This window comes from Bradyrhizobium sp. (assembly GCF_050014615.1).
Classification (GTDB): Bacteria; Pseudomonadota; Alphaproteobacteria; order Rhizobiales; family Xanthobacteraceae; genus Bradyrhizobium.
This window is the reverse complement of the sequence record NZ_JBEKCZ010000093.1, coordinates 14,426-28,572: the sequence shown is the minus strand read 5'-3', so window position 1 is coordinate 28,572 and position 14,147 is coordinate 14,426. Positions and strand designations below refer to the sequence as shown.

Below are 14,147 nucleotides of genomic sequence, written 5' to 3'. Positions count from 1 at the left end.
TATTCTCAATGAACTGAGCGGCGAGTTAGACGTAATCAAGAAAGCCCAAATGGTCGGCGTGGGTTCAACTGACGCTGAAGTTGACCGCGCTTACTTGAGGATGTGCTCGCGAATGCGTATCACGCCCGAACACTTGACGAAATCGCTTGAAAGCCAAGGTATCCATCCCGACACCCTCAAGCAGCGGATGAAGGCCGACATGGCCCGAACAAGTCTGGTCAGGGTGCGCTACTAGAAACAACTCTAGCCGGAAGTAATTTGTAACGTCCGAGTTGGGTCAAAGGCGTCGGTTTGACCTTGGGCTGATCACTTCCGGTCTATCCCGATAAGCAGACATGCACGGAGTCGGTCGGAATGTCTCAAAAGTGCCATGAAGCGACATGCGCAGCGATTTGCACCTATTTTCTGCACGGGCCAACCCGTTGGAATTGTTAGATCGAATTTCTGGTGCAGAAATCTCGATTTCTGCGACACTTGAGGCTCTGCGACCTTTTGAGAGGCAGTAATCAAGACTGAGTTTTGAGAGGTGAGCCGGAAACGAAAATGCTCGCCAACTCGGCGAGCCAAATGCGTTTCTAAGATGTCGTTCCTTAAAGCGGCAAAGCCCCGATTTGGGCTAGGAGTCCAAACATATCGGGGGAGCCATACTCTTTGACGATCTGGCCGTTTTTCAGATGGTAGATATTCAACGCCTGCACGGTGATCGGCTTTTCTGTCGGCGGAACGCCCATGAACTGCCCACGGTGAGTCCCGCGCATCGTGAACCGCGCCGCAACCTTGTTGCCCTCAGAAATTAGCTCTTCCACCGTCCACTGAATGTCTGGAAAGCCCCCTCGCATGATCCCGACGATCATAAGATAGCCAGCAGGACCGACCATAGGCTCGGGACGCCCCGGCACATGAAAAATGGCCTCCGGCGATACGAGTTCCTGGGCGAGGTTTTCGCTCGCCTAGTTGATGAACTCGACGAATTTTTTCATGAACTCAACGTTGTTGTTGCCCGACATTTTCAATCCCCAAAATCCCAGACGTCGTTTTCAGCGGTCCCAGCAGCGCACGGCAGCAGCCAAGGTTAGGATTGGTCCACCTGCTGCATTTGCTCCTTGTTCATGCGGCCACCCTTGACGGTGATCGCGGTCAAGGCCGCGCCGATGTCGCGCAAATCATCGGAGGTCAGTGCAACATTGACCGCGCCGACGTTCTCACTGAGATGGTCCAAGCTCCGCGTTCCCGGGATCGGCACAATCCACGGCTTCTGTGCCATCACCCAAGCCAGTGCGATCTGAGCAGGGGTGGCCCCCTTCTTCTCGGCAAGTTTTTTGAGGAGGTCGATCACTGGCTGGTTGGCGGTTATGGCTTCGGCGGTGAAACGCGGGAAAGCGGAGCGCATATCCGCGTTGGGATCGAATGTCGCATTGCGGTCGATCTTCGCCGTGAGGAAGCCTTGGCCGACCGGCCCCCACGGCACGAAACCGATACCAAGCTCCTCACAGGTTTGCAGGACGCCGTTATGTTCGGGGTCGCGCTGCATGAACGAATATTCGGTCTGCACCGCCGCAACCGGCTGCACGGCATGGGCGCGACGAATGGTGCGGGCGCTCGCCTCTGATAGCCCGAAGTGCTTCACTTTGCCTGCCTGAATCAGTTCCTTGACGGCTCCGGCCACGTCTTCGATTGGCACGGCGGGATCGACGCGGTGCTGATAGTAGAGGTCGATGTGATCGGTCCGCAGCCGCTTGAGCGATTCCTCGACCACACGTTTGATGCGCACCGGACGACTATCCAAGCCAATGGTGCCGTCGATTGCAAAGCCGAACTTGCTGGCGATCTTCACATGGTTGCGGATCGGCGCAAGGGCTTCGCCGACCAGCTCCTCATTGACATACGGCCCGTAAACCTCGGCCGTGTCAAAGAAAGTGACGCCCTTCTCGTGGGCGGCCCGGATGACATTGATACCCTGCGTCTTGTCGGCAGCCGGTCCATAATTGGCGCTGATGCTCATGCAGCCGAAGCCCATTTCCGAGACTGCGAGCGCTCCCAGTTTCCGTGTTTTCACGACCTAGTCCTTCCGAAGCTCCGAGTTTCTCGGGCGATTTAGGTTATTTTCCTTCCGCCCTTGGCCAATCTAGGCGCTGTGAATCCATGTGATTAGAGGGTATATTTGCCTTAGACCTATAACCACAGGGTATGAATGGAGCGGGCAACCGTCACGGATTTGATCGCGTTCCTCGCGGTCGCGCGGGAGCGGAATTTCACCCGTGCCGCCGCGCAACTCGGCGTATCGCAACCGGCCCTCAGCCGCACCATACGTGGTCTAGAGGCGCGCCTTGGCGTGCGGCTCCTGACACGTAGCACCCGCAGCGTTGCGCCTACCGAGGCGGGCGAGCGCCTCGTTCAAACCGTTGGGCCGCATTTCGATGGGATAGAGGCTGGATTGGCGGCCCTAACCGCCATGCGCGAGAAGCCTGCGGGCAGCCTGCGTATTACATCGGTCGAACACGCGTCAGAGACGATCCTTGCGCCCGCCGTGTCCCGGCTTCTGACGGACTACCCGGATATCCGGGTCGAAATCATCAACGACTACCGCCTGACCGATATTGTGGCCGAGCGGTACGACGCGGGCGTGCGTCTAGGCGAACAAGTTGCCAAGGATATGATCGCCCTACGGATTGGGCCGGACTTCCGGCAAGCTCTCGTCGGTACGCCGTCCTACTTCGCCCGGCGGTCCAAGCCGGATACCCCACACGACCTGACCGCTCACGCGTGCATCAACCTGCGGCTTCCTACGTCGGGTGGCCTCTGGTCGTGGCCGTTTGCCAAAGACGGGCGTGAGCTGAAGGTGCGGGCCGAAGGGCCGCTTTCATTCAATGCTATCCCGCTGATCCTCAACACCGCCTTAGCCGGTCTTGGTCTGGCGTATCTGCCCGAGAGCGTAGTGCAGGCGCATGTGAAGGCAGGCCGCCTTGTGCGAGTCCTTGCGGACTGGTCGCCGCTCATGACCGGGTATCATCTCTACTACCCCAACCGGCAGCCAAGCCCCGCCTTTGCCGTGCTGGTAAAGGCGCTACGGTACCGTGGGCCAATCTCTCAAAAGTCCTTCATTTCCAGGCGAAAAGCGCTTCGTCAGAATTCATGATTCGCCCGGGGGTGTGAGGGAACACGAAATCGCGAACGGTGCCCGTCGGGCAAATCACGCTTCCGAACGCATGACCGCGTCATGCAAAAAAGGCGGTCGTCCGCTCAATCAGCCAGTAGGCCGCAACGACGCCTATGCCATAGCCGATGATGACATCGAGCCGGTCAAAGGCTCGCCTGACCGCAGCAGCCTCCAGCAGCTGTGACGCAACACTGCGTAATGACCAGATCAACGACAACACTGCGGCCACGAAGACAAGCTGTCCGATCTCTACGCCAACATTGAAAAACAGCAGCGCGACGGGGATGGCGTGTTGCGGCAGTCCGACCTCAGCCAGGGCGCCGGCGAAGCCAAAGCCGTGCAACAGACCGAAACTGAAGGCAACCAGCCACGGCAGACGCGCCGTCAAGCTTGGCTTTCCGGCTCGTGCATTCAGAATCTCGACGGAAACCAGCATGATGCTGAGCGCGATGGTTGCTTCCACCGGCGGACCGGGAACGTTGACAAAACCCAGCGTGGCCGCTGCAAGCGTGATGCTGTGTGCGATAGTGAAGGCCGTCACGGTGATGGCGACACGTCGCCAATCCCTGACAAGGATCACCAGCGCCAGCACAAACAGAAGATGATCGAAGCCGAACAGGATGTGTTCAACGCCAAGGCGCAGATAGGTCGCCGCAACTTCTCCCGCGCCGGGTGCGGCCTGAACGACAAACGCGGTCCTGGTCGGCGACAGCCGCTCGGTCTGTATCGCGCCGGCAAGGGTTTCGATGCGAACCAGGACGTCCGTCGATGTCGCCGAAAGACCTTCAATGCTGACCACCTGTCCGGTGAGCGCTCCATCCCGACGGATAGTGCGGCGTTCGACATAGGCACCGTCGCCGAATGAAATCCGTGGCGCTCCCAGATCCTGAGTACCTTCGGGCAGGCTGACATAGATCGCCAGCCGCAAGTCTTCGCCCCGGGCCGGTATCTTGAAAAGCAGGCTGTAGGTGTTTTGGTCGGTCTGGCGCAATTCCAGATAGCCCGGCCGAAGCTCATCCGCGCGCGCGGGTTGCGCCACCAGAATGCCCAGAACAGCGAACAGTAAAACGAAATGTTTCATCGGCTGGTTTCGACTTGCGCTGACTTGGCCGGCGGCATCTCCACCACAATTTCGTAACGCTCCCGAAGCGAGGCGTAGAGTTTCTGCTCCGCCTCGAGCCGCCGCGCATTCGACCACTCGCGGCGGACCGCTTGGCGGACCACATCGAGCCGCGGCAGGCCGCCTGGTATTCGTTCGGTGACATAGACGAAATGCTGTCCGAAGCTCGACGGGACCGGTCCCTGCCAGCGGCCCTGCTCCATCATCGACAGGCGCTTGGCGAATCCGTCACCGAATATGCTTGCCACCTCATGTTGGGACACCGCCTGAAATTCCCCGCCGAGCAGGAAGGGATCGCCGAGCGCCGTGGCGTCCACCGCCGCATCCGCGTGCGCCAAGGCGTCGGCGACGTGCTGGCTATCGCGATCGATCGTCGCCGCGCGCCGCGTCGCGCTCAGGAATATCTGGTGGAATGTGAAGAGGTCCTCTGTCTTGAAGCGCTCCGGGTTGGCCTCGAGATAGCTGGCAAGCTGGGCCTCGCTGGGTTCCGGAACAGACGCATCTTCAGCGAAAAATTCCATCTTCTGCCGCACCCGGCGGCGAATGATGACGTCGTCGCGGTCGAGGCCCGCGGCCCGGCCCTCGCGGTAGAACACTTCGTCGCGAATGTAATCGTCGACGAGCCCTTGTAGCTCCGCTGCGCCCGGCGGGCGCTGCCACGTACGGGCGAAACCTTCCGCGAGGTTGGCAATCCGCGCCGACGAAATAACGATCCTTGTCGGCGCCTCAGCCTTCCTGTTGTCGACCAGGTGAAATAGGCCGAACAGCGCCGCGCCGAGCACGAGAAACTGGAATAGTGGCTCTCTCAGCAACGCGAATTTCAAGGCGCGCACCATTTCAAAGCGTGAACCGGATCAAGGCGTGTACCAGATCGGCGACGTATAGGCCCGCTCGGTCGTCGTCATCGGGGCTTCCTTCGGCATCGTGACGCCGAAATATTTCGCGTCATAGGCGGTCCAGCGCGGCGTCGGTATTTCGATCACGCGCACATAATAGAACGCGCGCACCGCCGGATCGAAATCGGGGTCTTTCCAGACCGTAATCATCTCGCCCGCGCCGATGCTGTTCGTCCACGTCGCGTTCGCAACGTCGACGGTATTGCCTACGGGTATCTTGCTGCGGCCATCCGCATCGATCTTGCGGTCCCCGGACACCGCGACGTCAAAGATGCGCTCCTGTGTCTGGCCGTCCTTCCCCAGCCAGCCCTTGATGACCTGGATACGGTCCAGATTAGCCCCGATCGGGTCCTTGAGTGCGGCGACAAGGAACGAAGGCGACTTGCCTTTCGGCGCGCTGTTCAGATCGCCGCCCATTGGAACACCCTTGGTGTAGCCAACCTTCGCCGGCATGCGGTTATTGGCGTCGCTGGCCTCGAAGTCCCAGCCGCCGAAGAAACGAACGACCATACGCGGGCCGGTCGTGGCATAGGTCTCGCGGCGCTTCATGGCATCGAAAATCGCCTCACGGGTATTTTCGGTTGCCCAAACCGCGGCGTAGCCGGAAGCGGTCTGTTCCCAGCCCATGATGACGGCTTTGTCGGTCTTCACGAATGGATGCGTCGCACGTTCCGCACTCGGCTCCGAGGAAGACGTCTTGCCGAAGAAATTGTCCTCCTCGACGGCCGCAAGCCCGGTATGCGCGTCGGTACTGCCGACAAGGCCGAACTTGTAAGGATTGACGCCAAGCTCGGCTTCCATCTTCAGACCGTTCTTGAGGGCCGAACGAAGATATTCAAATTCCAGCATCTCCGGCTTCTTCAATTCGGTCAGATCAAGATTTCCCTTGTCCCAACGCTCGAAGTTGGCGAATTCATCATTGGGTGAAAGAAACGGATGGGTCTCGCCGTCCCCCTTGATCTGGGTGGCTTCATAGAGCGGTTCCCAGCGGGTGCGATTCTCGGCATATTCACGATCGATCCGCTTGCCGGTGAACGACTCGACGATGGGGAACATGCGGCCGTTACTCAGATTACCGTTATGCGCCAGCGCGAGGATTTCGGCGCCGGTTTTTTCTTCGCACATCGCCATCCACTTCCAGAGGTCGCGGGGATTTGGGCTTCCAAGCGGTGGCTGGGTGGTGAAAGGCTCGATCAGGCTGGCCTTGGCGCCATTGTCGCGCCAGATGACGTTGCGATGAAGATTGTTGCCGCCGGCATTCGAGGTCCATTCATACCCGATAAACGCGGTGAAGCGGCCCGGATCGTTGGCCTCTTCCGCCGCCTTGATCGTCTCGCGCCAGGCGCTGCGATAGGCAGGCGTGCCAGGCGTCGGGAAACCCTTCGGCAGTTCTCCCTTGCCGAAGCTGGTAATGATATCGATGGCGGCCTGCGCTCCCTTGCCGGAATTGATCTGGTCATACCATTTGCGGCCTTGCGGCGTCGCCATCAATACGGGATCGGCATTCATCAGTTGCGGAAAAAATCCCATGCCGTCCGAGTGGTCTGATACGACCAGAAAATCCAGCGGCCGCGATAGCTTCGCATGCTGTCCGCTCGACGCGATCACCTCCTCGCCCTTGGCAAAGCGATAAGCATCCTTTGGACCGAGCCGCGCTCCGAAGGCACCGGCGTCCATGGAAAATGAAGTATGGGTGTGGGTGTCGCCGAAGAATGGGCGGGTGGGAAAGTTGCGGCCCGCATAAGGCGAGTAAGGCGGCTTGGCCGGAAACGCCTTCTCGGCGGACTCCTGGTCGAGTGTGCCGATGTCGGTGGTTACAGTTGGATCGGCGGCGAACGCCGAAACCGTAACGTTGGCTATCAGACTGGCCGTGAGCAGAAGGGTGAAACTTGTTCGTTGCGGGATTAGCAAGGTCATTGCTGTCTCCTTTACGGTTTCAAATCAGATCATTCGGGCCGCCTTCATGCGAAAATATCGAGGCCACTCATTACCTGATACCTCGCACACTGCCGTCGAACATGCCTCACTGGAGCTCGAAATCACCCGGCTTCCAGGTCTTGTCGAACCAAGGTTCCAGCGGCGCGTAGAGCCGCAGCAGACTGTTCCAGCTCTTGCCTGGCGTGGTCTGCACCCAATTGGCTTCCTGACCTGCGGGAGCCCTTGGGGCGAACCATATGGTCACTGAACCATCGGCATTTTTCTTGATGTTCCTGTCGTTGCTGTCGAGACCCGCAAGTTTTTGGTCGGTTTCCAGCATCGAACGCGTCTGTCCGTCATAGACCATGAACGACCAGAATTGTGCGGCCGGAATTGGCGCGGGCAGCGTGATCTTGTAGGTCTTTGCGCCATCGAGATACTCGCCTTTGGCATCGCGACCGGCATACGCATAGGCCGAGCCGGTGCCCGGCTTCGAAAATGCCATCGCGGGCGTAATGCCCGTGGCGTAGTAGTGGAACAGCGTGCGCGCGTCGAGCATGCGTTCACCGTCAAGCAGAAAGTCGTATTTACCGCCGATGAACGCGGTAGCCCATTGGCGATCAGGGTAGAACTTTACGCGTTCGTCGCGCGGCGCGAATACGATGGCGCGCGCGGTTGCGTTGGCGACCGCCACCGCATCCGTGAGGATGCCTTTCATGCGCGCATCCGGCGCGAACGGCGTGCCTTTCTTGATGCCAACCGCAGCGAACAGTCCAACGATTTCCGGGTCAAAGGCGTCGGCGGGCTCGTGCTGTACCACTTCATTAATCTCTTCGTAGAAGTGGAAGGTGTTGGCGTGAACCGTGTTGAACTGCACGCCGGACAAGTCGACGAACGCTGGCGCCGGCGGACTACCGGCGGCGGACAACGGATAGACCCGGGCTTTCGCCTTGACGCCATTCGAGGCGGCGGCGATGTCGCCGTCCTTGACGAAGGCGCGATAGAAAATCAGGTTGCTGTAGGTGGGAGGCTTCACGATGAGGTAGCCATCCGATGGCAGATTGCCGGTGTAGCCCGGCGGAACGAACAGGTATTTGCCGCCCTGTCCCTTGTCCGGTCCGGTCAATCCAACGTCCGTGACCCAGCGGAAAAAAGCATCGTCAACCGGACCAAGAACGCCCGGCGGCACTTCGACGACCACCGGACCATCCTTCAGGTCTATACAGCCAAAGACATAGACCGTCGTGGAATTTGCCGTGAGAAAGACTGATCTCGCGTCCATCAGGTCTTGCATGATACCGATGGCAGCGTTTGGCTTGACGCCGACCTGGCTTATTCCTTCGCAAGCTGCGTAAAGCGACGCAGCGGGTATGCCTGAGAGAAACGCCTCCATCCCGCGAGCGCGATCGAGATTGTCGTAGACCTTCTGTACGGTCTCGGCATCCGGTAGCCCGTCGAAGAATTTCAGCGTGCCGATGCTGGTCTCAACCTTGTCCGGAGTCGTGATGTAGGGCGGGACCTTGGCGGAATATTTCGGCGCGGTCTGCGCCTCGGCAAACGTAGCTGCCAACGAAAGTGCGAGTGTGGCCGTGAGCAGAAGGGTGAAACTTGTTCGTTGCGGGATTAGCAAGGTCATTGCTGTCTCCTTTACGGTTTCAAATCAGATCATTCGGGCCGCCTCTTAAGAATAAGTGATCTCTGCAACATAAAGTTGTCGTCAATTGTCGTTCTTCGGGTCGACTGGGTCAATTGTGCCGATCGGCGCTAGCGCTACGCCATCGATGTGTCAGTGGTGCTGCCACAAGATGCCATCCCTGGAAACAAGCCGCGTAGTACCGGCCCGCTTATTTCGGATCGTCGCCTTCGAGCGCATGCCCCAATCGTTCCAGTTCAAGGGTCAAACAGAAAAGCGCAAACAACGCGCCGCCAAGCAGCCCCCCCGTCCCGTCATCAACAGGACATCGGCATCGTCTTCGAGCGCCGGAAGATGCCTGAAGAAGACCACCGCAAATAATGCCCCGCCGAAGATGAAGCTGAGACGACCCAGGAACAGGAACACGTGACTCAAAACCGGATTCGAAGCTTGAAACGGGATTGGAACGCGTCTCAGACGGTACCAATATGCAATTTGCATGACCAGCAGAATGCCTGCTGTCGTCAAATCGTCGTAGGGAATATAGGGAAGCTGCTGGCCCGGATTACGCAATAATTGATTGAACGCGGGCAGCTCTCTCCAGATAAAGACCAGCGCTCCCGCTATTTGCACCGCGAGCAGCGAGGTATAGGCGGCCACACCTGGCCTTGCGTTCTCAGAATTCGCCTTCATGGAAGTCCTTCGGCATTTGGCGAGCGAGCAGCATATCTACGGACCGTTAAGCGACGCTAGGCTTAAGTGCGTCACATTAAGCGTGAAGTTCTGTCTTGAAATCGTACACCGGGTAATCCCTGATGATCGGCACGCCAACCTCGAGCGAGAGCGCGGCATTGTCAGACAATGTGCGTCCGATCCTGACGTCGAATGGAAGGAACAGCCGGCCGGTCTGGCCCGTGATCGGGTCTGAGGCGGCACTCCTCGGAGTGCCACCTCACATCTTCGCGCGGTGGGCGCGTCGTTGCGAGCCGATGAACTAGGCCGCTTTCTTGATGAGGCCGAGCTGCGTCAAGGCTGCGACGCCGTCGTCGAGACCGATTTCCTCAACGATCTTGCCATCCTTAAGCTGCAGCACGGTCGTTCCCGTGAACGTCATCTTGCGGCCGGTGTTGGCCGGCAGGCCTCCAATCAGGAAGTCATCGAAAGCGGGACCGGTATGCGTGCCGCCTCCCGCCCAACGACCGACGACGTAGTCGCCTTCCGCGATCAGGTCGGCTACGCCCCAGAAATTGAGATCCGGGAACGCCTTCCGAAAGTCGATCATGAAGGCCTTGATGTCATCGCGACCGCGGCGGGGTTCGTGCAGCGAATACTGCAACAGCATGTCGGGCGCGGCTAATTCGTCGACGATGCCGAGATTGCAGGTCTTGCCCCAGAAATGCGTGAACCATCGACCGACGATGGCCTTGTTGTCATCTTGCTTGGACATGTCTTGATCTCTCTGTTTGTTCCGATTTGTCACAAGGAAGCATCAAGCTTCCGGCCTGGACGCTAAACGTGCGACATTGCGGCAGCGCTCGGCGTCTGACCCTGTCGATAGAGAGTTCTCGGCGCCCGAACCACCCGCTTTCCGTCTGCGAACTCCCGGCACCTGCCGTCGCACGACCGAACCGATGGCAAAACCGGTGTCCACTTCTGCAGGACGCCTTAATATTCGACCCGGTACAGGCGCCACCGCTTCGGCACGCCCTTGAGCTGGTGAGCGCCGCGGTCCTTGAAGCGGATTCCAGACTGCGGCATCAGATCCTTGACCGCGCTCGAGACCAGGACTTCGCCGGCACGCGCTTTCGCAGCGACACGCGCGCCGATGTGAAACGCGAGCCCGATCACGTCGGCCCCGCTCACATTGTATTCGCCGGCGTGCAGCCCCACCCTGATCTCCAGCCCCAGCGTGCGCACGGCCTCGCGAATTGCGGCCGCGCAACGGATCCCGGCAGCCGGGGCGTCGAACGTCGCCAGCAATCCGTCCCCCGTCGTCACGACCTCTTTTCCGCGCAAGGTCTTCAGTTCTCTGCGGACGGCGGCGTAATAGTGATTCATCACCTGGGTCCAGCGTGCATCACCCAGCCGCGCGGCTTTTTCGGTGGACCGGACGATATCGACAAACAGGATCGTGGCGAGCGTTTGTTCGAGTTCGGCGCCACGGTTGGCGGGGCGGCGCCGGATCGCGATCTTTCCAGGCAACGGTTCATAGCGATGGTTGCGTCGCCGCGCGATTGCGGCTTTTGCATAGTCCCTGGCACGCTGCTCGGTGCCGCAACGAATTGTTTTCACCCGCGGTGGAAGCGTCCAGTAGATCTTTCGCCCATCTCCGACACCATGGACCTCGACCGCGCCCCACTTCAGCAAAACCGTCGAGCCAACCCGGCGAATCCACCATGCCTTTGACGTGTATCCGGAAACGTTCGACTGATGGACGCCGATACGAAGGAATTTGGGCATGTGCGTGCGGCTGATCGAAAGGCCGTTTGAGCCTACCAAGAGTATAACGTAATCATAGATTCCCGCGTTGGCAACAGTACGCAAGCGCGCGTCGCGGAGCGTCAGTACGTGACGTTAAGCCTGACTTCCGTCTTGAAATCGTACACCGGGTAATCCTTGATGATGGGCACGCCGACCTCGAGCGAGAGCGCGGCATTGTCGGACAATTTTCGTCCGATCCTGACGTCGAATGGCAGGAACAGCCGGCCGGTCTGACCGGTGATCGGGTCGCCGTAATTGATCCTGATATCCGGGCTCGGATAGAAGGTAATGAACCAGCGGTCGGGAAGGCCGAGGTTGAAGGTCGGCGCGAATTGCAAATTGCTGATATTTTTCCTGGTCGAATCGCCGGCGAAACTGACGTCGTATCGAACCACCGGCTCGAGATAACTCGAAGAGTTGATTTCCGGCAACGCGTAGCGCACGCCGGCGCCGGGCATGATCTGCCATTTTCCCGAGCCGAGTATATCGTCGCCGGTCGGAGCGATGAGGCGCGCGCCAAAGCCGATCGTCCAGCGCTGGTCCAGATTATGGAGCAGGAGCGCCTGCACGTCAGCATCACCCACGCCCTGAACGTAATCCCCGTTGGGATTATCGGACGTCATCGGATTTTTGGCGAGCAAGGGCAGATCGGTGCGCAGCGCCAGCACCCATTGCGACGCCAAATCCAGCGAGTGATCGAACCGCAGATTGAGCGTATCGGTCGTGACCTCGCGCGTCGAACCCGGCATGCTGCCACTGCCCAGCGCGGTTTTATATTGGGTCATCATCTGGAACAGGTTCGGCGGCGGCCGGAACAGATCATTGCCGGTATTGGCATTTTGATCCTGGGAGGACGCTTCCTGCGAGGCTGCAACGGTGGGCCACAGCGTCCCGACGGCGAGAAGGCCAGCGCCTATCAGCACGCGCGCCATCATGACGACGGTGCTGCGTCCCTCCCCTGCCGCGGAACTTCTCGCGCCCATGCGCGACGCTCCCTATCGAGCCGCTACGCCGCGATAGCACCAAGGCGCGAGCCCTGGCCCAGACGCGCGTGTGGTTCTATTCGCTGCGCGATCTGTCGTCGATCAATTCCCCTTATTCCCTGACCACACGCACCGCGCCGCGCGCGGCGCTGGTGGTCAGCGCCGCATAGGCCTTCAGCGCCATCGACACCTTGCGGCTTCGTTTCGCCGGCTTCCAGGCCTCGGCCTTGCGCGCCAGCATGGCCTCGCGGCGCCGGGCCAGCACGGTTTCATCCACCAGCAGGCTGATGGCGCGCGCGGGAATGTCGATCGCGATGCGGTCGCCGTCCTCCACCAGCCCGATCAGGCCGCCTTCCGCCGCTTCCGGTGAAATATGCCCGATCGACAGCCCCGACGTTCCGCCGGAGAATCGGCCGTCGGTGATCAGGGCGCAGGTCTTTCCGAGCCCCTTCGATTTGATGTAGCTGGTCGGATAGAGCATTTCCTGCATGCCGGGTCCGCCGCGCGGGCCCTCATAGCGGATCACGACGACGTCGCCGGCCTTGATCCTGCCACCGAGAATGCCCTCGACCGCGGCATCCTGGCTCTCGAAGATCCGCGCCGGCCCCTCGAACCTGAGAATGCTGGCATCGACGCCCGCCGTCTTCACGATGCAGCCATCGACGGCGAGATTGCCGGACAGCACGGCGAGCCCGCCATCCTTTGAGAAGGCATGCTCGGCATCGCGAATGCAGCCGGCGGTGCGGTCGGTATCGACCTCGTCGAAACGGCGCTCTTGGCTGAACGCGATCTGGGTCGGCACATTGCCCGGCGCCGCCTTGTAGAACGTGCGCACACTCTCGCTCTTGCTGCGCCTGATATCCCAGCGGTTCAGCGCGTCCTCCAGCGACGTGCTGTGCACCATCGGCAGTTCGCGATGGATCAGGCCGGCACGGTCGAGTTCGCCGAGAATGGCCATCACGCCCCCGGCGCGGTGGACGTCTTCCAGATGCACGTCCGGCACGGAAGGAGCCACCTTGCACAGCACCGGCACGCGGCGGGACAGCCGGTCGATGTCCGCCATCGTGAAGGGGATCTCGCCTTCATAGGCCGCCGCCAGCAGATGCAGCACGGTGTTGGTCGATCCGCCCATGGCGATATCCAGCGTCATGGCATTTTCGAACGCCTTGAAGCCGGCGATCGTCCGCGGCAGCGCGGTCTCGTCGTCCTGTTCATAGTAGCGGCGTGCCAGATCGACGATCAGATGGCCGGCCTCGACGAACAGGCCCTTGCGATCGGCATGGGTCGCCAGCACGGAGCCGTTGCCGGGCAGCGCCAGGCCGAGCGCCTCGGTCAGGCAATTCATCGAGTTGGCCGTGAACATGCCCGAACACGACCCGCAGGTCGGACAGGCGGACCGTTCGATGGTCTCGACCTCGGCGTCGCTGACGGAATCGTCGGCAGCCGCGACCATCGCATCGACCAGATCGAGCGATCTCATTTTGCCCTTGATGCTGACCTTGCCGGATTCCATCGGCCCGCCGGAGACAAACACGGTCGGGATGTTGATCCGCAATGCGGCCATCAGCATGCCCGGCGTGATCTTGTCGCAATTGGAGATGCACACCATGGCATCAGCGCAATGCGCGTTGACCATGTACTCGACGCTGTCGGCGATGATTTCGCGGGACGGCAGGCTGTAGAGCATGCCGTCGTGCCCCATGGCGATGCCGTCATCGACCGCGATGGTATTGAATTCCTTGGCGACGCCGCCGGCCTTCTCGATTTCACGCGCGACCAGCTGGCCGAGGTCCTTGAGGTGGACATGGCCGGGCACGAACTGGGTGAACGAGTTGACCACGGCAATGATCGGCTTGCCGAAGTCCTCGTTTTTCATGCCCGTGGCGCGCCAGAGGCCGCGGGCGCCCGCCATATTGCGGCCGTGAGTCGTGGTGCGGGAACGGTAGGCTGGCATGGATTT

At 60.2% G+C, this 14,147-nt stretch carries 11 protein-coding genes and 2 pseudogenes; 2 read left to right on the top strand and 11 right to left on the bottom strand.

All coding sequences use genetic code 11. The features are described 5' to 3' along the window. Positions 1–235: pseudogene (locus ABR948_RS16195) on the top strand (peptidylprolyl isomerase); the annotation flags it as partial. 355 nt (positions 236–590) lie between these two features. Here the strand turns inward: ABR948_RS16195 and ABR948_RS16190 are convergent. Both ABR948_RS16190 and ABR948_RS16185 read right to left on the bottom strand, forming a co-directional pair. Further along, positions 591–929: pseudogene (locus ABR948_RS16190) on the bottom strand (ester cyclase); the annotation flags it as partial. 143 nt (positions 930–1,072) lie between these two features. Then, positions 1,073–2,056, bottom strand: a complete 984-nt coding sequence (locus ABR948_RS16185; RefSeq protein ID WP_428119602.1) for an aldo/keto reductase — start codon at positions 2,054–2,056, stop codon at positions 1,073–1,075. Between the two features lie 135 nt (positions 2,057–2,191). Here ABR948_RS16185 and ABR948_RS16180 point away from each other — a divergent pair, with 135 nt between their 5' ends. Then, positions 2,192–3,136 (top strand): LysR family transcriptional regulator, encoded by a 945-nt coding sequence (locus ABR948_RS16180; protein ID WP_428119600.1) that lies wholly within the window; start codon positions 2,192–2,194, stop codon positions 3,134–3,136. A gap of 79 nt (positions 3,137–3,215) precedes the next feature. Here ABR948_RS16180 and ABR948_RS16175 read toward each other — a convergent pair whose 3' ends face one another. The 9 genes from ABR948_RS16175 to ilvD form a co-directional block, all read right to left on the bottom strand. Next, positions 3,216–4,238, bottom strand: a complete 1,023-nt coding sequence (locus tag ABR948_RS16175; RefSeq protein WP_428119607.1) for a HupE/UreJ family protein — start codon at positions 4,236–4,238, stop codon at positions 3,216–3,218. Further along, positions 4,235–5,113 (bottom strand): peptidyl-prolyl cis-trans isomerase, encoded by an 879-nt coding sequence (locus ABR948_RS16170; RefSeq protein WP_428119598.1) that lies wholly within the window; start codon positions 5,111–5,113, stop codon positions 4,235–4,237. The genes ABR948_RS16175 and ABR948_RS16170 overlap by 4 nt, the downstream gene beginning before the upstream one ends. A gap of 18 nt (positions 5,114–5,131) precedes the next feature. Next, on the bottom strand, positions 5,132–7,090 hold the full coding sequence (locus tag ABR948_RS16165) for a DUF3604 domain-containing protein (protein WP_428119596.1): 1,959 nt from the start codon (positions 7,088–7,090) through the stop codon (positions 5,132–5,134). Positions 7,091–7,196: 106 nt separating this feature from the next. After that, positions 7,197–8,726 carry a DUF1254 domain-containing protein gene (locus tag ABR948_RS16160; RefSeq protein ID WP_428119594.1) on the bottom strand — a complete coding sequence of 510 codons (1,530 nt, stop codon included), beginning with the start codon at positions 8,724–8,726 and terminating at the stop codon, positions 7,197–7,199. Positions 8,727–8,987: 261 nt separating this feature from the next. After that, positions 8,988–9,416, bottom strand: a complete 429-nt coding sequence (locus tag ABR948_RS16155) for a hypothetical protein (RefSeq protein ID WP_428119592.1) — start codon at positions 9,414–9,416, stop codon at positions 8,988–8,990. Positions 9,417–9,717: 301 nt separating this feature from the next. Next, positions 9,718–10,170, bottom strand: a complete 453-nt coding sequence (locus ABR948_RS16150; protein ID WP_428119590.1) for an ester cyclase — start codon at positions 10,168–10,170, stop codon at positions 9,718–9,720. Between the two features lie 218 nt (positions 10,171–10,388). Then, positions 10,389–11,183: an adenylate/guanylate cyclase domain-containing protein gene (locus ABR948_RS16145; RefSeq protein WP_428119588.1), complete on the bottom strand. Its 795-nt coding sequence runs from the start codon at positions 11,181–11,183 to the stop codon at positions 10,389–10,391. Positions 11,184–11,284: 101 nt separating this feature from the next. After that, positions 11,285–12,187, bottom strand: a complete 903-nt coding sequence (locus ABR948_RS16140; RefSeq protein WP_428119586.1) for a transporter — start codon at positions 12,185–12,187, stop codon at positions 11,285–11,287. A 112-nt stretch (positions 12,188–12,299) separates the two neighbouring features. After that, positions 12,300–14,141 (bottom strand): dihydroxy-acid dehydratase, encoded by a 1,842-nt coding sequence (ilvD, locus tag ABR948_RS16135; RefSeq protein ID WP_428119584.1) that lies wholly within the window; start codon positions 14,139–14,141, stop codon positions 12,300–12,302. Between the last annotated feature and the right edge of the window lie 6 nt (positions 14,142–14,147).

What these genes read in the sequence shown, in the direction of transcription:
- ABR948_RS16180 (WP_428119600.1), top strand. Translation starts at nt 2,192, where the DNA reads ATGGAGCGGGCAACCGTCACGGATTTGATCGCGTTCCTCGCGGTCGCG.
- ABR948_RS16175 (WP_428119607.1), bottom strand. Translation starts at nt 4,238, where the DNA reads ATGAAACATTTCGTTTTACTGTTCGCTGTTCTGGGCATTCTGGTGGCG.
- ABR948_RS16170 (WP_428119598.1), bottom strand. Translation starts at nt 5,113, where the DNA reads ATGGTGCGCGCCTTGAAATTCGCGTTGCTGAGAGAGCCACTATTCCAG.
- ABR948_RS16165 (WP_428119596.1), bottom strand. Translation starts at nt 7,090, where the DNA reads ATGACCTTGCTAATCCCGCAACGAACAAGTTTCACCCTTCTGCTCACG.
- ABR948_RS16160 (WP_428119594.1), bottom strand. Translation starts at nt 8,726, where the DNA reads ATGACCTTGCTAATCCCGCAACGAACAAGTTTCACCCTTCTGCTCACG.
- ABR948_RS16155 (WP_428119592.1), bottom strand. Translation starts at nt 9,416, where the DNA reads ATGAAGGCGAATTCTGAGAACGCAAGGCCAGGTGTGGCCGCCTATACC.
- ABR948_RS16150 (WP_428119590.1), bottom strand. Translation starts at nt 10,170, where the DNA reads ATGTCCAAGCAAGATGACAACAAGGCCATCGTCGGTCGATGGTTCACG.
- ABR948_RS16145 (WP_428119588.1), bottom strand. Translation starts at nt 11,183, where the DNA reads ATGCCCAAATTCCTTCGTATCGGCGTCCATCAGTCGAACGTTTCCGGA.
- ABR948_RS16140 (WP_428119586.1), bottom strand. Translation starts at nt 12,187, where the DNA reads ATGGGCGCGAGAAGTTCCGCGGCAGGGGAGGGACGCAGCACCGTCGTC.
- ilvD (WP_428119584.1), bottom strand. Translation starts at nt 14,141, where the DNA reads ATGCCAGCCTACCGTTCCCGCACCACGACTCACGGCCGCAATATGGCG.